Annotated in this window: 14 protein-coding genes and 1 riboswitch; of the genes, 8 read left to right on the top strand and 6 right to left on the bottom strand. The window is 64.9% G+C overall.

All coding sequences use genetic code 11. The annotated features are described in order from the left end of the window. Nucleotides 1–200: 200 nt before the first annotated feature. From OC446_RS01365 to OC446_RS01380, 4 genes are all read right to left on the bottom strand, one after another. Entirely contained in the window at nt 201–902 is a 702-nt protein-coding gene (locus OC446_RS01365) for an ATP-binding cassette domain-containing protein (RefSeq protein WP_262027252.1), read from the bottom strand. Further along, entirely contained in the window at nt 889–2,463 is a 1,575-nt protein-coding gene (locus OC446_RS01370) for an ABC transporter permease subunit (protein ID WP_262027253.1), read from the bottom strand. The genes OC446_RS01365 and OC446_RS01370 overlap by 14 nt, the downstream gene beginning before the upstream one ends. Nucleotides 2,464–2,472: 9 nt before the next feature. After that, complete coding sequence (gene thiB, locus OC446_RS01375; protein WP_262027254.1) at nt 2,473–3,477, bottom strand: thiamine ABC transporter substrate binding subunit; 1,005 nt, start codon at nt 3,475–3,477, stop codon at nt 2,473–2,475. Nucleotides 3,478–3,546: 69 nt separating this feature from the next. Further along, a riboswitch (TPP riboswitch) is annotated at nt 3,547–3,652 on the bottom strand. Nucleotides 3,653–3,699: 47 nt separating this feature from the next. Then, complete coding sequence (locus OC446_RS01380; protein ID WP_262027255.1) at nt 3,700–6,048, bottom strand: Tex family protein; 2,349 nt, start codon at nt 6,046–6,048, stop codon at nt 3,700–3,702. Between the two features lie 183 nt (nt 6,049–6,231). On the opposite strand from OC446_RS01380, the gene OC446_RS01385 reads away from it, so the two are divergent. The 5 genes from OC446_RS01385 (at nt 6,232) to OC446_RS01405 (ending at nt 12,503) form a co-directional block, all read left to right on the top strand. After that, entirely contained in the window at nt 6,232–7,542 is a 1,311-nt protein-coding gene (locus tag OC446_RS01385; RefSeq protein WP_262027256.1) for an Hsp70 family protein, read from the top strand. A 90-nt stretch (nt 7,543–7,632) separates the two neighbouring features. Further along, complete coding sequence (gene ppc / locus OC446_RS01390) at nt 7,633–10,419, top strand: phosphoenolpyruvate carboxylase (RefSeq protein WP_262027257.1); 2,787 nt, start codon at nt 7,633–7,635, stop codon at nt 10,417–10,419. 95 nt (nt 10,420–10,514) lie between these two features. Beyond that, a complete protein-coding gene (locus OC446_RS01395; protein ID WP_009493188.1) occupies nt 10,515–10,688 on the top strand; it encodes a hypothetical protein in 174 nt (57 codons plus the stop codon). A 100-nt stretch (nt 10,689–10,788) separates the two neighbouring features. Next, nucleotides 10,789–11,700: a dihydrodipicolinate synthase family protein gene (locus tag OC446_RS01400; RefSeq protein ID WP_410054987.1), complete on the top strand. Its 912-nt coding sequence runs from the start codon at nt 10,789–10,791 to the stop codon at nt 11,698–11,700. A gap of 23 nt (nt 11,701–11,723) precedes the next feature. Further along, nucleotides 11,724–12,503: an SDR family oxidoreductase gene (locus OC446_RS01405; RefSeq protein WP_262027259.1), complete on the top strand. Its 780-nt coding sequence runs from the start codon at nt 11,724–11,726 to the stop codon at nt 12,501–12,503. Between the two features lie 47 nt (nt 12,504–12,550). Here the strand turns inward: OC446_RS01405 and chrA are convergent, their stop codons facing one another. Together chrA and OC446_RS01415 are read right to left on the bottom strand one after the other, a co-directional pair. Next, nucleotides 12,551–13,945, bottom strand: a complete 1,395-nt coding sequence (gene chrA, locus OC446_RS01410) for a chromate efflux transporter (protein ID WP_262027260.1) — start codon at nt 13,943–13,945, stop codon at nt 12,551–12,553. A gap of 62 nt (nt 13,946–14,007) precedes the next feature. Next, the gene (locus OC446_RS01415) at nt 14,008–14,796 is read right to left on the bottom strand and encodes a TIGR00730 family Rossman fold protein (protein WP_262027261.1); all 789 of its coding nucleotides are present in this window, start codon (nt 14,794–14,796) and stop codon (nt 14,008–14,010) included. A 366-nt stretch (nt 14,797–15,162) separates the two neighbouring features. On the opposite strand from OC446_RS01415, the gene OC446_RS01420 reads away from it, so the two are divergent. The 3 genes from OC446_RS01420 to OC446_RS01430 all read left to right on the top strand — a co-directional run bounded on the left by OC446_RS01420 (nt 15,163) and on the right by OC446_RS01430 (nt 19,029). Further along, a complete protein-coding gene (locus OC446_RS01420; protein WP_262027262.1) occupies nt 15,163–16,359 on the top strand; it encodes a fumarylacetoacetate hydrolase family protein in 1,197 nt (398 codons plus the stop codon). A 1-nt stretch (nt 16,360) separates the two neighbouring features. Beyond that, a complete protein-coding gene (locus OC446_RS01425; protein WP_262027263.1) occupies nt 16,361–17,836 on the top strand; it encodes an aldehyde dehydrogenase family protein in 1,476 nt (491 codons plus the stop codon). 413 nt (nt 17,837–18,249) lie between these two features. Next, a complete protein-coding gene (locus tag OC446_RS01430; protein ID WP_262027264.1) occupies nt 18,250–19,029 on the top strand; it encodes a hypothetical protein in 780 nt (259 codons plus the stop codon). Nucleotides 19,030–19,045 lie beyond the last annotated feature (16 nt).

The raw sequence follows: 19,045 nt of genomic DNA on the forward strand, positions 1-19,045 counted from the left end.
CCTACGCGATCAGACCCCGTGGCAAAACGCTTGACGAAAAACACAGTCGCTGAGGAGGTCACGTGAGTGACCGACTCGAGGTCCCGGACGATGTCCGGGCACGAGGGCGTATCCAGTGCCTTCTGGACGATCCTTCGAGACGCCTGCTTCGCAGGCTCCTCAGGATGAGGATGGAGTTAGACGATAAGGATCGCCGATCCTCACGAATCCGACACCGCCGCCGCAATCCTCGGCGCGAGCGCGCTCGTGAGAATGTCGGCGGGTTTGCCCGAGGCCACGACGCGTCCGTCGGCCACGAAAGCCATCTGGTCGGCCACATCGGCCACGTCCTCGGGCGTGTGGATCGTCATGAGGATCGTGACGGGGCGCTTGCGCCTCAGGGAGTCGACGAGGAGGATCATGTCGCGGCGTAAGCCGGGATCGAGGCTGCTGAAGGGCTCGTCGAGAAGGATGAGCGGGCGGCCGGAGACGAGCGCGCGCGCCAGTGCCACGCGCTGACGCTGCCCGCCCGACATCTCGCCGGGCCTGCGCTCCTCGAAGCCGTCGAGGCCGACGGCGTCGAGCATCTCGCCGACGAGGTGCTTTTCCTCCGCGCTCAGGCGCAGGGACGGGCGCAGACCCAGGGTGACGTTTTGGGCCGCGCTCAGATGCGGGAACAGGTTGTGGTCCTGGAACACGATAGCCGCCGGGCGCTTGGCCGGTTCCAGCGGCAGGAGATCCTGGCCGTCGAAGGTCAGTGTGCCGCTCTCAGGGACCTCGAACCCGGCGATCATGTGGAGCAGGGTGGTCTTGCCGCCGCCGGACGGTCCGATGACCGCGCAGAGTTGTCCCGCCGGGACGATCAGCGTGTAATCGGCCGTGAAATCGGGCCAGGTCAGGCGGCACTTCTCAATCACCAGCATGGGACAATCGACCGGAAACGTGAGCGAGCAGGACGGCGAAGAGGACTATAACGAGGCCAATGCTCGAGGCTTCGTCCAGGCGGTAGGCCCCGAGGCGCTCGTAGAGGAGATAGGGCAGGGTCACCAGCTCCGTACCGCCAAAGAGCGCGATGATGCCGAAATCGCCGAAGGACAAAGCCATGGCGAGCGCGAAGCCCGCCGCGAGCGGACGCTTGAGGGCGGGCCAGTCCATGATCGTCAGCTTCGACCAGCCGGTAAGGCCGAGGGACGCGGCCACGCGGCCGTAGCGCTCCTCCGCGGTGAGGAGATGCGGCGCCACATAGCGGTAGGCGAAGGGCACGGCGGCGAGCCCGTTGATGAGAGGTAGGAGGATGAGGCCCGCCGTCGACGGATCGCCGAAGCGCCGGATCAGCAGGAACAGGCCGGCCGTGAGGGCGAAGGGCGGAACGGCGAGCAGCATGTCGGGCAGGAGATCGTAGAAGGCGGCGACCCTCGGTGAGCGCAGGACGATGCGCTGCCGCCGCGCCGCGGAGGCGAGCGCATAAGCGAGAAGGCAGGCCAGGATCGCGGCGGCGCTCGCGATCGTCAGGCTCGTCACGAAGGCGCGCAGCAGATCGGCATCGAGCACGGCGGGCAGGCTGCGAAGGCCCGTCAGCACGCTGAAGGCCAGCGGCCCGATGAACAGTGCGCTGACGACGAGCACGAAGGCATCGAGGATTTTCAGGCGCCGGTTCTTCGCATCGGGGCGACGAACGAGGCTGCGGATCGTGTGGCCGACGGGCGGGCGCGTGAAGGCCCAGTGGAGCAGACCCGTCATCGACAGGCAGATCGCGAGCTGGATCAGGGCGAGCCAGGCGACGCGGCCGAAATCGAGATCGATCTTGAGCGCCTCGTAGATCGCCACTTCCAGCGTGGAGCGGCTCGGTCCGCCGCCGAGCGCCAACACGATGGCGAAGCTCTTGAAGCACAGGAGGAAGATGAGGCCGGCGACCCCGGGCAGCTCCGCCCGCAGCACCGGCCAGTCGAGATGGCGGAACACCTGAGTGGGCGTGAACCCCAAGGCTCCGGCAAGGCGCCAGTGCTCCGCCGGGACCTGGTTCAATCCGTCGAGGGTGATCCGGGCGACGAAGGGACCGTTCAGGAACACGTGCGCGATCAGGATGCCCGGATAGCCGAAGATGCTGAAGCCGCTCTTCCAGCCGAGAAGCGCGAGCCCTTCGGCGATCCACCCGCTGCGGCCGTAGACGGCGAAGACCGCGAAGACGGCCACGATGGTCGGCAGCACCATGGTGGTGCTCAACGTCGCCAGGACGAGATCGCGCCCCGGAAACCTCCGGCGCGCCAGCGCGAGCGCCAAGCCGATCCCGAGGACGAGGGAGAGAGCGGTCGAGAGCAGCGCCTGGACGACGGAAAAGGCGAGCACGCGCCCGAGATAGGGGCCGATGGAGAGAAGCGCGGGCGTCCCTCCACCGAATGTGGCGAGGGTCACGAAGCCGCCGGCGACCAGACTTAAGATGGCGAACGCCACCAGGCTTCCGGGATGGGGCAGCTTCAGGACCATGGGCGGCGATCAGCGCGCCGTGGCGTTGAGCCAGGCATCCGTGAAGGCGCGGCGGTTCTGCTGCACCTCCTCGGGCGTAAAGAGCAGCGCCTTGTCCGGCTTCACGAGGTTCCTGAAGGCTTCGGGCAGGCCGGACGCCGGGGTTTTCGCCGGCATCATCCAGTTGCCCTCTGGCATGGCCGACTGGAACGGCTCGCTGAGGACGAAGGCCATGAATGTCTTCGCGAGATCCGGCTGCTTCGTCGTGCGGGTCATGGCGGCCAGCTCCACGTGAAGGTAATGGCCCTCCGAGAAGGCTGCGGCCTTGTAGTTGTCCTTCTTCTCCGCGACCACGTGATAGGCCGGAGAGGTGGTATAGGACATCACCATGTCGGCCTCGCCCTTCAGGAACAGGCCATAGGCCTCGGACCAGCCCTTGGTGAAGGTGACGATGCGGGGCTTGAGCTTGCCCCAGGCCTCGCCGGCCTGGTCACCGTAGACCTTCTGCATCCAGAGCAGGAGGCCGAGGCCCGGGGCGCTGGTGCGGGGGTCCTGCAGGACCACCTTCGGGCCGTTCGGATCCTCGACCAGTTCCTTCAGGCTCTTGGGCGGATGGGCGAGCTTGTTGGCATCGTACACGAAGGCGTAATAGCCCCAGTCGAAGGGCAGGAAGGTGCTGTCACTCCATGTGATAGGAAGTGCCAGATTCCTTTCATCCACGCCGTGGGGGGCGAAGAGGTCGAGCGACTTGGCCTCCGCCATGAGATTCATGTCGAGGCCGACCACCACGTCGGCCTTGGTATTCGCGCCTTCGAGCCGCAGCCGCCCGAGCAGGCTCCCGGCATCCTCGGCCGTGATCCAGTTCAATTCGCAGCCGCAGGTCGCCTCGAAGCGCTCCTTAACGGTCTTGCCGGGACCGTATTTCCCGGCGAACGAGCTATAGGTGTAGACTGTGAGGGTGGGTTTGGTCTGGGCCTGGGCAAGGCCTGTCGCGAGCCCGAGCGTCGCGAGGGTGAGAAGAAGTCGGCGTAACATCAGGGGCGCTCCCATGCATGAGGCAGGCCGGGACCGGCGGCGCAGATTGCACGGGGCATGGCTTTTCTGGCGATGTCGCATGCTCATTCCCTCCGCCGGCATGACCCGGATCAGGTTCGACGGGTCGGCGGCCTTGCCACCTCTCAGCCCCGCATGGGCTCCCCGTGAGACGCCTTGCTTCTAAAGCAGTTCAGGGGCGGCCACAAGCCGCCCCAGTCTGGCTTATTTCCGGTTTCCCTTGTCCTTGCCGCCTGCCATCGCAGCCCGGCGCAGGGCATCGGCGAGCGCTCCGCCGGAGGCCGGAGCCTGCTGTGGAGCCGGCTTCCGCTCGCTCTGGGAACGATGCTTCTGGAACGCGGCCCGGTTGTCGTCCTGGCGGCCCTGGGGCCGCTTCTCGGCCGGATCGCCCATGCGCATGGTGAGCGAGATGCGCTTCCTCGGAACGTCGACCTCGAGCACCTTCACCTTCACGATGTCGCCCGGCTTCACGACGGTGCGCGGGTCTTTCACGAAGGTGTCGGCGAGCGCCGAAATATGCACGAGCCCGTCCTGGTGCACGCCCACGTCGACGAAGGCACCGAAGGCGGCCACGTTGGTGACGACCCCTTCCAGGACCATGCCGGGCTTGAGGTCGCTGATCTTCTCCACGCCTTCCATGAAGGTGGCGGTCTTGAATTCGGGGCGCGGGTCGCGGCCGGGCTTCTCCAGCTCGCTCAGGATGTCCTTCACGGTCGGCACGCCGAACTTCTCGTCCGTAAAGGCCTGCGGGTCGAGCTTCTTCAGGACTGCCCCGTTGCCGATCACGACCTTGATGTCGCTCTTCGTCGCTTCGAGAATGCGGCGCACGACCGGGTAGGCTTCCGGGTGAACCCCGGAGGCATCGAGCGGATCGTCGCCGTTGGGAATGCGCAGGAAGCCCGCCGCCTGCTCGAAGGTTTTTGGCCCGAGGCCCGACACCTTGGTCAGCGCCTTGCGGGTTTTGAATGGCCCATTGGCATCGCGGTGCTCGACGATGTTCTTCGCCACCCATTCGCCGAGGCCCGAAACACGCGTCAGGAGTGGTGCAGAGGCGGTGTTGAGATCGACGCCGACCGCATTCACGCAATCCTCAACGACGGCATCGAGTGAGCGGGAGAGCTTGTATTCCGCGAGATCGTGCTGGTACTGCCCGACGCCGATGGATTTCGGGTCGATCTTTACGAGTTCCGCCAGCGGATCCTGCAAGCGGCGGGCGATGGAGACGGCGCCGCGCAAGGATACGTCGAGACCGGGCAATTCCTGGCTAGCGAAGGCCGAGGCGGAGTAGACCGATGCGCCCGCCTCCGAGACCATGATCTTGGTGAGTTTCAGGTCCGGGTGCTTCGACACCAGTTCGGCTGCGAGCTTGTCGGTCTCGCGGGAGGCCGTGCCGTTGCCGATGGCGACGAGCTCGACCTTATGCACGCGGCAGAGTCGCGCCAGCGTGGCGAGGGATTCATCCCATTGGCGCTTCGGCTCGTGTGGGTAGATGGTATCGGTTGCCACGACCTTTCCGGTCGCATCCACCACGGCCACCTTCACGCCAGTGCGGTAGCCCGGGTCGAGGCCCAGCGTCGGGCGTGCGCCGGCGGGAGCCGCGAGCAGCAGGTCGCGCAGGTTCCCCGCGAACACCCTCACGGCCTCGTCTTCCGCGAGTTGCCAGAGCTTCATCTTCATGTCGAGCTCGATGGAGAACCGCAGCTTCGTACGCCAGGCCCAGCGCACGGTCTCCAGGAGCCACTTGTCGCCCGGGCGGCCCTGGTCGACGATGCCGAAGGCAAGCGCCGTGCGGCCCTCGTAGCGGCTGACATAGCCGGGCTCGGCGGCGTCCTTTTCCTCCTCCATGCGCAGGTCGAGCACCTCTTCCTTCTCGCCGCGGAACAGCGCGAGGATGCGGTGGGAGGGGAGCTTCGTCAGCGGCTCGGCGAAGTCGAAGTAATCGGAGAATTTCGCCCCATCCGTCTGCTTGCCGTCGCGCACCTTGGAGGTGAGGCTGCCCCGCTCCCAGTAGATGTCGCGCAGGGAGCCCAGCAGCTCGGCGTTTTCCGAGAAGCGCTCGACCAGGATCGAACGGGCGCCCTCCAGGGCTGCCTCGGGCGTCGCGACCTCCTTCTCGGTGTTCACGAAGGCGGCGGCGGCCTCCTTCGGCTCGCGGGCAGGCTGGCTCAGGAGGAGATCGGCCAGGGGTTCCAGGCCCGCCTCCTTGGCGATCTGCGCCTTGGTGCGCCGCTTGGGCTTGTAGGGCAGGTAGAGGTCTTCGAGCCGCGCCTTGGTGTCGGCATTGTTGATCTGGAGCGCCAGCTCGTCGGTGAGCTTGCCCTGCTCGCGGATGCTGTCGAGGATCGTCTTGCGGCGGTCCTCCATCTCGCGCAGGTAACGCAGACGCTCCTCCAGGGTGCGCAGCTGGGCATCGTCCAGGGTGCCGGTGACTTCCTTGCGGTAGCGCGCGATGAAGGGAACGGTGGAGCCGCCGTCCAGCAGCTCGACGGCCGCCTTGACCTGCCATTCCTGGACATTCAGTTCGTTCGCGATGCGCTGACCGATGGATAGCATGGACGTCTCCGAAAAAGCGTAAGGCGCGGCTTCTACGGTGCGGGGCGCCCCCCGGTCAACGGGCCGTCCACAGCCCCGGGGTCGCAGTGCCGCTGGGTAAGGGACTGTTTGACTTTTCCTCTTGGCTTGTCTGGCCTTGGCGTATAGACCGTCCGGCCCTTCCAGCCGTCCTCCGAGGTCCAAATGCCCCAATCCCCTGATTTTTCCATCGGCATTGATTTCGGCACCAGCAACACGGTCGTGGCCATCGCGGATCCGGACGGGAATGTGGAGGCGCTGACCTTCGAGCACGGGGGAGAGCGCCTCAAGGTCTATGTCACGGCGCTCTGCTTCTGGGACGAGCGGCACGGCAACGGCCTGCGCACGGAGGTCGAGGGCGGCCCCTGGGCCATCGAGCAGTTCCTCGAAGGGCTCCATGCCCACCGTTTCATCCAGTCCTTCAAGACGTTCGCGGCGAGCGCCACCTTCAAGGAAACCCGCATCTTCCGGGAGCGCTATGCCTTCGAGGACCTGTTGAGCGCGTTCCTGCGTACGCTCGCGCAGCACGGTGGCTCCCGGCTGGACTGGGGCGCCGGGAATGTGGTCATCGGCCGGCCGGTCCAGTTCGCCGGCTATAATCCGGACGACGATCTCGCCATGCGGCGCTATCGGACCGCCTTCGGGCGGCTCGGGGCCGAGCAGGCCCGCTATGTCTATGAGCCGGTCGGCGCCGCCTTCTTCTACGCGCGCCAGCTCGACCACGACGCCACCGTGCTCGTGGCGGATTTCGGCGGCGGCACCAGCGACTTCTCGGTGATGCGGTTCTCGAGGTCCGGCGGCGCGCTGCGCGCGGAGCCCCTTGGGCATGCCGGTATCGGCCTTGCGGGCGACGCCTTCGACTATCGGATCGTCGACAAGGTCGTGTCGCCGCGCCTCGGCAAGGGCGGGCTCTACCGCTCCATGGACAAGATCCTGTCGATCCCCAACCATTACTACGCGAATTTCGCCCGTTGGAACCAGCTCGCCATGATGAAGGGCAGCGGCGACTTGAAGGAGCTGCGCGAACTCGCCCGCGTCGCCCTGGAGCCCGTGCCGCTGGAGAAATTCATCGATATCATCGAATACGACTTAGGCTTCGCCCTCTACCGGGCCGTGTCGTCGGCCAAGGTGGCGCTCTCCAGCCAGGAGGAGACGGATTTCCGCTTCCAGGGCGAGGGCGTCGATATTCAGGCAAAGATTTCCCGCGCCGATTTCGAGACCTGGATCGCGGAGGATGTGGACCGGATTGCCCAGACGGTCGACGAGGCGCTCGTCAAAGCCGGCGTGAAGCCCGGGGAGATCGAGCGGGTGTTCCTCACGGGCGGCACCTCCTTCGTTCCGGCCATCCGCCGCCTGTTCGTCGACCGATTCGGCGAGACCCGGCTGACTTCCGCGGACCAGTTTGAGTCCATCGCCTATGGGCTGGCGCTCATCGGCCAATCCGAGGCGCCCGAGCGCTGGTCTGTCACGAATTAGGCGATTTTTAAAATATAATTACGCTTGCCGCAGGGTGACAAAGGGTTTTATTTCGCAGTGCAGCATACGCGCCTGAAGCGGAGCCCTCCCATGTCCCTGATCAACCCCGACGTCACACCCGAGAAGGACTTTCCCCTTCGCGACGATATCCGGCTCCTGGGGCGCATCCTCGGCGACACGATCCGCGAACAGGAAGGCGAGGCAGCTTTCGAGATCGTCGAACGCATCCGGCAGACCTCGATCCGCTTCCACCGCGACGAGGACGAAATCGCCCGCCGGGAGCTCGAGACGATCCTGAACAGCCTCTCGCGCGGGCGCACCAACCAGATCATCCGGGCCTACAGCTATTTCTCGCATCTGGCGAACATTGCCGAGGACCAGCACCACGTTCGCCGCTCCCGCGCCCATGCCATGGCGGGCGCTCATGCCATCGAGGCTGCTGCGCCACGCGAAGGAACATTGGCGCGAGCCCTCAAGCTCATCCGGGAAGCCGGCATCAGCCACAACGCGCTGCAGGCCTTCTTCGGCTCCGCTCTCGTCTGTCCGGTCCTGACCGCGCATCCGACGGAGGTGCGCCGCAAGAGCACCATCGACCGGGAGATGGAGATCTCCCAGATCCTGGCGCAGCGCGACCGGCAGCATCTGACGCCGGACGAGGAGGCGACCTGCCAGGAGGGCCTTCGCCGCGCCATCCTCACCCTCTGGCAGACGAGCATCCTGCGCCGGAACAGGTTGAAAGTGATCGACGAGGTCAATAACGGCCTCTCTTATTACGACTACACCTTCTTCAAGGAATTGCCCCGCGTTTATGCCGCCCTGGAGGACCAGCTTGCAGCCATGGATCCCATCTGGGAAAATGTGGAGCTTCCGTCCTTCCTGCGCATGGGAAGCTGGATCGGCGGCGACCGCGACGGCAATCCCTTCGTGACGGCGGACGCTCTGCGTCAGGCCCTGCTGCTGCAAAGCAAGCACGCGCTCGGCTTCTATCTCGAGGAACTCCACTGCCTGGGTGCCGAGCTGTCGCTCGACGGGCGCTATGTGAATGTGTCCGACGAGGTCCAGGAACTCGCCAAGGCGTCTCCCGATCCTTCGCCCCATCGCCAGGATGAGCCCTATCGCCGGGCGATCTCGGGTATCTATGCGCGCCTTGCGGCAACCGCCGCGCGCCTGGGACATGGCGACGTGGCGCGTCATGCGGTGGGTGACGCGCCGGCCTATGGCAGCGTCGAGGAATTCGAAGGCGACCTGTCGATCCTGCACCGCTCCCTGCGCTCGAACGGTTCGGGCGCACTGTCGCGGGGCCGCTTGCGCAAGCTGCGCCGGACCGTCGATGTGTTCGGTTTCCATCTGGCAAGCCTCGACATGCGGCAGAACTCGGACGTTCACCAGCGCGTGGTCGCAGAGCTCTTCGAAAAGGCGATCCCAGGCACCGACTACGAAGGGTTGCCGGAGGAGAAGCGCGTCGCGCTGCTCCTGGAAGAGCTTGCGACACCGCGCCTCCTGACCTCGCCCTATCTCGAATACTCGCCGGAAACCTCTTCCGAACTCGCCATCGTCCACGAGGCCGCAGAAGCGCATCGCCGCTACGGTCGCGCGGCCGTGCCGAATTACGTCATCTCCAAGGCAAGCGATCCTTCGGACATTCTGGAAGTGGCCCTTCTGCTGAAGGAGGCGGGCCTGCTGCGTCCACGCGACGGCGCAATGGACGTGAACATCATCCCGCTCTTCGAGACCATCGCGGATCTGCGGCATTGCAGCGGCGTGATGGATGCGCTCTTCGCACTGCCCGATTACATGCGCCTGTTGCGCAGCCGCGGTCAGGCGCAGGAGGTGATGCTCGGCTATTCCGACAGCAACAAGGACGGCGGCTTCCTCACGTCGGGCTGGGAGCTCTACAAGGCTGAGATCGAGCTGATTGAGGTGTTCAAGCGTCATGGCGTGGCTCTCCGCCTCTTCCACGGGCGCGGCGGATCGGTGGGCCGTGGCGGCGGTCCGAGCTATCAGGCGATCCTCGCGCAGCCCGGAGGGGCCGTGCAGGGCGCCATCCGCATCACGGAACAGGGCGAAGTGATCGCGGGCAAGTACTCCAACCCGGATCTGGGGCGACGCAATCTCGAGATCTTGGCGGCCGCCACTCTTGAGGCTTCGTTGCTGCATTCGGGCCAATCGGCGCCGCGCGAGGAATATCTCAACGCCATGGAGGAGCTGTCGAACAGCGCCTTCAAGGCCTATCGCGCGCTCGTCTATGAGACCGAAGGGTTCGAGCGCTATTTCTGGGAATCCACGGTGATCGGCGAGATCGCCAACCTGAACATCGGCAGCCGGCCGGCCTCGCGCACCAATTCACGGCGCATCGAGGATCTGCGCGCCATTCCCTGGGTGTTCGGCTGGGCGCAGTGCCGCCTCATGCTGCCGGGCTGGTACGGCTTCGGCTCCGCCGTCAACGAATGGCTCGAGAAGCACCCTGACACTGGCCTCGCGCTGCTGCAGGAGATGTATCGCGAGTGGCCCTTCTTCCAGGCGCTTCTGTCGAACATGGACATGGTACTGGCGAAGAGCAACATCGCCATCGCGTCGCGCTATGCAAACCTCGTCGAGGACGACAGCCTGCGCGAGGCCATCTTCCCGCTCCTGCGCCACGAATGGGAGGATTCGATCAGGCAATTGCTCGCCATCATGCAGCAACAATCCCTGCTCGACGGCAACCCGCTTCTCGCCCGCTCGATCCGCAACCGCTTCCCCTACCTCGATCCGCTGAACCATCTGCAGATCGAGCTGCTGAAGCGTCACCGCTCCGGCGATGCCGACGAGCAGGTCGTGCAAGGCATTCACCTGTCCATCAACGGCATCGCGGCGGGCCTGCGCAACAGCGGTTAGGCAACAGAGTTGCGGAACCCGATCGAATCTTCCCGGTTGAGTCTCTTGAGAGCGCACCCCGGCGGGGTGCGCCCTGAGATTGAGAGGAGAGATCCATGTCCCGCGGTGACAAGTCCGCTTACACGGACAAGCAGAAACGGAAGGCCGAGCACATCGAGGAAGGCTACGAGAATCGCGGTGTCTCGGAGAAGGAAGCCGAGCGTCGTGCCTGGGCAACCGTCAACAAGCAGGACGGCGGCGGCAAGAAGGGCGGTTCCGGCCACCGCTAAAGGTATGAGGGCCGACGGCAGCTAAGGTAGTGCGCCGGGCGGAAAGCGGGTGTATGGAGGGGCCTGATCTCTCCCGCCCGATCCTGCCATGGAGGAAGCCTTGCTCACGAGTTCTGCCGCCGGCGTCTACGTCATCTGTCCCACGCCCTTCGAGAGCGACGGGCGCGTGGATGTCGCCTCGACCGACCGGATGGTCGAGGCCTATCTGAAAGCCGGCGCCACCGGGCTGACGATTCTCGGCATCATGGGCGAAGCGCCCAAGCTGGCGGCCGACGAAGCCCTTGCCTTCGCCCGTCAGGTCATTTCCACAGTGGCCGGGCGCGTTCCCGTCATCGTCGGTGTTTCGGCCGCGGGCTTCGCCGCCATGTCGGGCCTGTCGTCCAAGGTGATGGATGCGGGTGCCGCCGGCGTCATGATCGCCCCGCCTTCGACGCTCAAGACCGACGACCAGATCGTCTCCTATTATGCCGATGCGGTGGAAGCCATCGGGACGGACGTGCCGTGGGTGATCCAGGATTATCCGCTCACGACCAATGTGGTCATGGCGCCCAAAGTGATCATGCGGATCATCGAGCAGAGCCCCTCCTGCGTGATGCTCAAGCACGAAGATTGGCCGGGTCTCGACAAGATCACGACCCTGCGCCGTGCCAGCGACGCCGGGCAGGTGCGCCGCGTGTCCATTCTCTGCGGCAACGGCGGCATGTTCCTTCCCTTCGAGATGGAGCGCGGCGCCGATGGAGCCATGACGGGCTATGCCTATCCTGAAATGCTGGTCGGCGTGGTGAACCTCATCAACCAGGGCAAGCGGAAGGAGGCGCACGATCTCTTCGACCGCCACCTGCCGCTGGTGCGCTACGAGACGCAGCCCGGATTGGGACTTGCCGTGCGCAAATACGTGCTGAAGCGGCGCGGCATCATCGCGTCCGACACGCTGCGCAAGCCCGGGCCGAAGCTGAGCCCGGAGACGATTGCCGAGATCGAGTGGCTGATGGAGCGCATCGAGCGCTCGTAAGTTTGCAGAAGGAGCTTTGACGAATGGAAACAGGGTTGACAGGAAAGCGCGCGCTCGTCCTCGGCGCGAGCAAGGGGCTGGGCTTCGGCATCGCTCAAGGATTGGCGGAGGAGGGTGCGCGCGTCGCCATCGCCAGCCGCACGATGGAGGGCTCGAAGGCGGCCGCCGACAAGATCGGCAGGGATGTTCTTCCCTTCATCTGCGACACCGGCAAGGCCGATCAGGTCGACGCGTTGGTGAAGGATGTGACGGCTGCGCTCGGCGGCGTGGACATTCTCGTGCTGAACAGCGGCGGCCCACCGCCCGGCAAGGCGCAGGGCGTGTCGTCCGACCAGTGGCGCCAGTCGTTCGAGGCCATGTTCGTCAATCTCGTGCGGATCGCCGATCAGCTTCTCCCCGGCATGATCGAGCGCAAGTTCGGCCGCATCATCTCCGTAATCTCCTCCGGGGTGATCCAGCCGATCCCGAACCTCGCCATCTCGAATGCCATTCGGCCCGCGCTTGTAGGTTGGGGCAAGACACTGGCGAGCGAAGTGGCGTCCTCGGGCGTGACCGTGAACGCCATCGCGCCGGGCCGTATCGCCACGGATCGCCTGAAGCAGCTCGATGCCGCCAATGCGGAGCGCACCAATCGCTCCGTCGAAGACGTGGCGGCTGCGGCGCGCGCCGGCATTCCGGCGGGCCGCTACGGCGAGATCGAGGAGTTCGCGGCCGCGGCCGTCTTCCTCGCCAGCGAGAAGGCCTCATTTATGACGGGCTCGATCCTGCGCGTCGACGGCGGGCAGATCTCGTCCACGACCTGACGCGGACAGGCTCCAGGTGAGGCGGGAAACCGCCTCACCTCATTCGATCAGGCGATGATCCCTGCCCAGTAAAGAGCGATCCCGGCCGCCGAAGTGGCGGCAAGCGTCGACAGCATGCCGACGTGGAAGCGGAACATGGCCAGGATGGCAGCCCCCGAGAGCAGTAGCGCCCAAAGGTTGACGCTGCCCCAGATCGGCGCGTCGAACCGGAAGGGTCCCCACGCTACTTCGTGAACCTGGCCGAAGATCGTGTGAATGCCGAACCAGATCGCCAGGTTCAGGATCACACCGACCACCGCGGCCGTGATGGCCGAGAGAGCACCGCTCAAGGCCCGGTTGCCGCGCAGGATCTCGATGTAGGGAGCGCCGAGAAAAATCCAAAGAAAGCACGGCGCGAACGTCACCCATGTGGTGAGAAGACCGCCCAGGGTGCCGGCCAGCAGGGGATTGAGCGTGCCGGCGTCCCGGAAGGCCGCCATGAAGCCCACGAATTGCAGCACCATGATCAACGGTCCGGGCGTCGTCTCGGCCATGCCGAGGCCGTCGAGCATCTCGCCGGGCCGCAGCCAGCCATAGGTATCCACCGCCTGCTGCGCCACATAGGCCAGGGCGGCATAGGCGCCGCCGAAGGTGACCATCGCCATCTTGGAGAAGAAGACCGCAATCTGGCTGAATACGTCGCCTCTGCCGAGAAACAGCACAAGCATCAGAACCGGCGCGAGCCAGAGCGTCAGCCAGATCGCCGCCACTTGGACGCTTCGCTTCACGTTCGGAGATGCGTGGGCAGGAAGAGAGTCACCCAGAAGGTCGCCATGGTCCCCTGAGCCATTGCCGGACCCTCCCGGCTGAAACTGCGGAAGGCCCGCCCGCCCGCCTAAAAAGCCGATCAGACCTGCCGTAAACACGATCAGTGGGAAGGGCGCATGGAGGAAGAAGATCGCCACGAAGGCTGCCCCGGCGAGGCCGATCAGGATGCGGTTCTTGAGCGCCCTTCTGCCGATCCGCAGCACCGCTTCGAGCACAATGGCGAGCACGGCGGCCTTCAGGCCGAAGAAGAGCGCCGCCACGATGCCGATCTTGCCGTAAAGAGCGTAGATCCAGCTCAAGCCCATGATAGCCACGATGCCGGGCAGGATGAACAATCCGCCCGCCATGAGGCCGCCGAGGGTGCGGTGCATGAGCCAGCCCACATAGGTGGCGAGCTGCTGCGCCTCCGGCCCAGGCAGCAGCATGCAATAGTTGAGGGCATGGAGAAAGCGGCTCTCGGAAATCCAGCGCTTCTCTTCGACCAGGATCCTGTGCATCACGGCAATCTGCCCGGCCGGTCCGCCGAAGCTCAAGGCCGCGACCCGCAGCCAGACGCGAAAGGCCTCGCGCAGCGTGACGCCATGATCCGGCGCGGCCTGAGTCCCTTTGCCTGAGGTTTGTACGGTCCTGCTCACGTCACGCCCTTCGGTGCCATGCCTCGGCTTTCATCGTTTGCCTCCGCAGATTGACGGCCGTGTTAGAATTCCTCGTCGGGCTTCCGTTCCATCGTCTGCACGATCAGACCGTTGTCGATGAGGGTTCGCCATACGTCCTCCGCGGTTTCGGCGTAGTTGATGAGCTTGCGGTCATGCTCGCTCACCATGCCGTGTTCGAGCAGCGCATCGAACTTGATGACCGATTGCCAGTAGGCTTGGTCGAAGAGGACAATGGGCAGGGGCGGCGCCTTGCCGGTCTGGCGCAGGGTCAGGAGCTCGAACAATTCATCGAAGGTGCCGAACCCGCCGGGGAACACCACCAGGGCGTTGGCCCGCATCGCCAGGTGCATCTTGCGCATGGCGAAGTAGTGGAAGCGGAACGTCAGATCCGGGGTCGAATAGGCATTGGGCTCCTGCTCGTGGGGCAGGGTGATGTTGAACCCGATGGAAGGGGCTCCGACATCGAAGGCTCCCCTGTTGGCCGCCTCCATGATGCCCGGGCCGCCGCCGGTGGCGATCACGTTGTCCCGTTTTCCGCCGTTGTCGGTCAGCGCGCCGCCGCGCTGCGATGCGATGGCCCCGAAGGCACGGGCCTGCTCGTACCAGAAAGCGTGCTTTCCTGGGCCGTTCTCCCGCACGCGGGCGCTGCCGAAGACCACGATGGTGGAGCGCACTCCCCAAATCCGCAGGTTTTCCTCGGCCTTGGCATATTCCAGCATGAACCGGACGCCCCGCATGGAATCGCCCAGGAGAAAATCCTGATCCATCGCCGCCAGCCGATAGGAAGGCGAAGCGATATTGGCCGCATTCGAAGGCTTGGCATCGTTCATGAAGAAAGCTCCCGTGACTCGAGGCCCTGCACAAAGCACACTTTCGAGGCCGGGTTAACTCTCCGCTCTCCGGACGGGTCCGCAAAACGATTCCCGGGCTCCGGGGCAGTCCCCATGGCTCCAAGATTTGCAACTATGATGCAAAATGGGTGCCGATTCACGCTTTCATCGCTTGAAGACCGAGAAAGTCATTTTCCCTATAGCCCCTCGTACCCCGGCGGTTATATCAAGGACGCAAAGCGCATCGTGCAGGCTTGACGGTCCTGCACTGAACCATGCGCCCAACACAAGAGGGCATCGGACCCATCAGGCCCGTGCTCCGGGGAAACGACTCTGAACAGCGAAACGGAAAGCGAGCGCCAGGCGATGGACCATCTGTCTTCGACGAACATAGCCCGAATTCTGCCGACGGATGGGTTCCAAGGCGCCTTGGTCGGACGCGTGTGGCGTCCTGGTGTCGGGCCATCGGTCGTAGCCGTGAGGGAAGATGGCCTCTTCGATATCACCGCTATCTGCGCTACGGTCAGCAGCCTCGCCGCCATGAACAATCCGGCTGGCGTGCTGAAGACCACCGAGGGCGAGCGGGTCGGTTCCCTGGAAGAGATCGCCGGCAATACATCACCCGACCGTCGGGATCCGTCGAAACCCTGGCTGCTCGCCCCCATCGACCTCCAGGTCGTCAAGGCGGCCGGCGTCACCTTCGCGATCTCCATGCTGGAGCGCGTCATCGAGGAAAGGGCCCGGGGCGATGCCAGCGCGGCGGCGGCCATTCGGGCCGAGGTTCTGCGCCTCGTCGGCGATGATCTGAGCCGGCTCAAGCCGGGCTCGCCCGAGGCCATGGCCCTGAAGGACGTGCTCGTCGCGCAAGGGGCCTGGAGCCAGTATCTCGAGGTGGGAATCGGTCCCGACGCGGAGGTCTTCACCAAGGCGCCGACCCTTTCGGCAGTCGGGACGTTCATGGATGCGGGCCTGCATCCTAAATCCACCTGGAACAATCCAGAGCCCGAAGTGGTGATCATCGTCACGGCGGACGGCAGAATCGTCGGCGCGACGCTGGGCAACGACGTGAACCTGCGCGATTTCGAAGGCCGCTCGGCGCTGCTTCTCTCGAAGGCGAAGGACAACAATGCGTCCTGTTCGGTCGGCCCGTTCATCCGGTTCTTCGACGAGACCTTCTCCCTCGACGATGTCCGCAGGACCAACGTGACGCTGACGGTCGAGGGCGAGGACGGGTTCAAGCTCGAGGGCTCGTCGTCGATCACCAAGATCAGCCGCGATCCTGAGGATCTCGTGGCGCAGACGGTCGGCGCTCACCACCAGTATCCGGATGGGTTCGCTCTGTTCCTTGGAACGATGTTCGCGCCCACGCAGGACCGGGGCGAGGCCGGCATGGGCTTCACGCACAAGCACGGCGACATCGTCACCATTTCAGCGCCCAAGCTCGGAGCGCTCGTGAACCGAATGAAGCCGAGCTCCGAATGCGAGCCGTGGACCTTCGGCCTCGGGGCTTTCATGTCGAACCTGGCCCGGCGGGGCCTCCTCAACACCAGACAGGCAGGTTAAGATGACGAAGAACTACATTGCGGGCGAGTGGGTCTCGGCTACGGAGGCCTCGGCCAACATCAACCCGTCCAACACGGCCGACGTGATCGGCGAATACGCTCGCGCCTCCGCTGCCGAGGCCGAGCGCGCGATTGCGGCGGCCTACGACGCCTTTCCGGCATGGTCGCGCTCCTCGATCCAGCAGCGCCATGACATTCTCAAGGCGGTCGGCGACGAGATTCTGGCCCGCAAGGAAGAACTCGGCCGGCTGCTCTCACGCGAGGAGGGCAAAACCCTGCCCGAGGGCATCGGTGAGGTCACCCGCGCGGCGCAGATCTTCCTGTTCTTCTCCGGCGAGTGCCTGCGCCTGGCCGGCGAGAAGCTGCCCTCGGTGCGCCCGCTCATCGATGTGGAGATCACCCGCGAGCCGGTGGGCGTCGTCGGCCTGATCACGCCCTGGAACTTCCCCATCGCCATTCCGGCCTGGAAGATCGCCCCGGCGCTCGCCTACGGCAACACCGTGGTGTTCAAGCCCGCCGACCTGGTGCCGGGCTCGGCCCATGCGCTGGCCGAGATCATCGCCCGGGCTGGCGTGCCGGCGGGCGTGTTCAACCTGGTGATGGGCCGCGGCTCGGTGGTCGGCGAGGCGATGCTGCAGAGCTCGAAGGTGGCGGCGATCTCGTTCACCGGCTCGGTGCCGACCGGCCGCAAGGTGGCCCAGACCTGCATCACGGCCGATCCGATGAAGAAGGTGCAGCTCGAGATGGGCGGCAAGAACCCGATGGTGGTTCTCGACGACGCCGACCTGACGGTGGCGGTGGACTGCGCGGTCAACTCGGCGTTCTTCTCCACCGGCCAGCGCTGCACGGCGTCCTCGCGCCTGATCGTCACCGAGGGCATTCACGACCGCTTCGTGGCCGCCATGCAGGAGCGGATGCGGGGGCTGGTGATCGACGATGCCCTGAAGGCCGGCACGCAGATCGGCCCGGTGGTGGACCAGAGCCAGCTCGACCAGGATCTGAAGTACATCCGCATCGGCCAGGAGGAGGGCGCCCGGCTGGTGGCGGGCGGCGAGCTTCTCAAGCGCGACACGCCTGGGTTCTACCTGGCGCCGGCCCTGTTCACCGAGGTGAGCCACGCGATGCGGGTGGCGCGCGAGGAGATCTTCGGGCCGGTGGCGACGGTGACGCGGGCGAAGGATTACGACGAGGCGCTGGCCTTGGCCAACGACACCGAGTTCGGGCTGTCGTCGGGGATCTGCACCACGAGCCTGAAGCACGCCTCGCACTTCAAGCGCAATGCGGAAGCCGGGATGGTGATGGTGAACCTGCCGACGGCGGGCGTCGACTACCATGTGCCGTTCGGCGGGCGCAAAGGCTCGTCGTATGGGCCGCGCGAGCAGGGCCGGTACGCGCAGGAGTTCTACACCACGGTGAAGACCGCCTACACCTTCGACGGCAACGCCCCCTTCGTGCCCAAAACAAAAGGCAGCGAGTAACCTAATTACCGTCATTCACTGCGTGGCCTCGGCACTTCGTTGATCGGGATGCCGAGGCCTTTAACTTATGTGATAGCTGAGTAAGCCTACTCGCCGCATCTGACGAGGCGAAACGGCAATCATTCTGGTTTGGGTGCAGTGCCGGTGCTCTGTTTGGAGCGGCGTTAACTTTATCGACAAAACTCAGGCAGCTTTTGGCTCTATGCATTGAACTTTGCCATGGGAACGCCATCATAGGCTATCAAGAGGACCGGTACTTACAGGCTCGAACTCCTGCAGTGGTAAACGTTGTTGCGTTCAAATCCAGGCTTAACGGCATGGAGAACTGAATTGCAACTTCGTTCTATTGAGAATGGATGCTGCTAGTTCTGCGAGCCGGTGAGCGGCACTCCATCAATAGTAGAGAAATTAATATGGTTACTTCCCGGCGTTATCTCATTGCTTCTTCACTTGCGCGTCTGATCCGCAAGGAGAGGGGAGGCAATCGTGTCACGGAAGGCCACTTCCCCAATCAGGCTGATCGCAGCTCCTTCGTTGTCGTCGAAGGCGACAAGGGCAGCCTCGTGCTGCTTCACTCGGGTCCGAACGGACCTATCGAAGAGCGCACCGAAGTGCCGCGTGCCCATGCCGAGGCTCTTCTCGACGTCACACCCGGCAAACTCGACTATCTGCTCACCCATCTTACCGTCGGCACGCGGGACATTCAGATCGTTCGTTTCGTGACCCCGGGTCCGCTGGACCTGATCTCCGTTCCGTTCGAGAGCGAGGAAGAGGCCAGGGATTTCCGTCCCCTGTCCTGGTTCGGTGCGGATGTCACCACGGAAGTGGCTTATCAGAACCGGTCCATCGCTCTGGAAGGGGCGCCCCAGGCGCCCGACGTTCCGATGTCGAACGCGGCCCTCAACAGCCTGCTCGACACGCTGGAGAACCGCTATTCGGCTCCGCGCGGCTATACCCCGCACGCACCCGCTCAGGCCGGGGCGGGACAGCAGCGCAATGCGCCGCCGTCGGCTCCCGCGCAGGGACCTGAGAGAGCGGCGCAGCCGCAACGGGGTGTTCTGTCCCGCCCGGCCGCCACGGCCGATGTGGATCTCGGAGACGATGAAACCGGCGACGACAACGATCTGAACCTCAACATCGAAGATAATGTCATTCGCGAGCTGGCTCGTTCGCTCCGGCCCCAGCGTCGCTGATCGGCCTCCCCGCCAG

Source organism: Microvirga sp. Mcv34 (genome assembly GCF_024519725.1).
Taxonomy (GTDB): domain Bacteria; phylum Pseudomonadota; class Alphaproteobacteria; order Rhizobiales; family Beijerinckiaceae; genus Microvirga.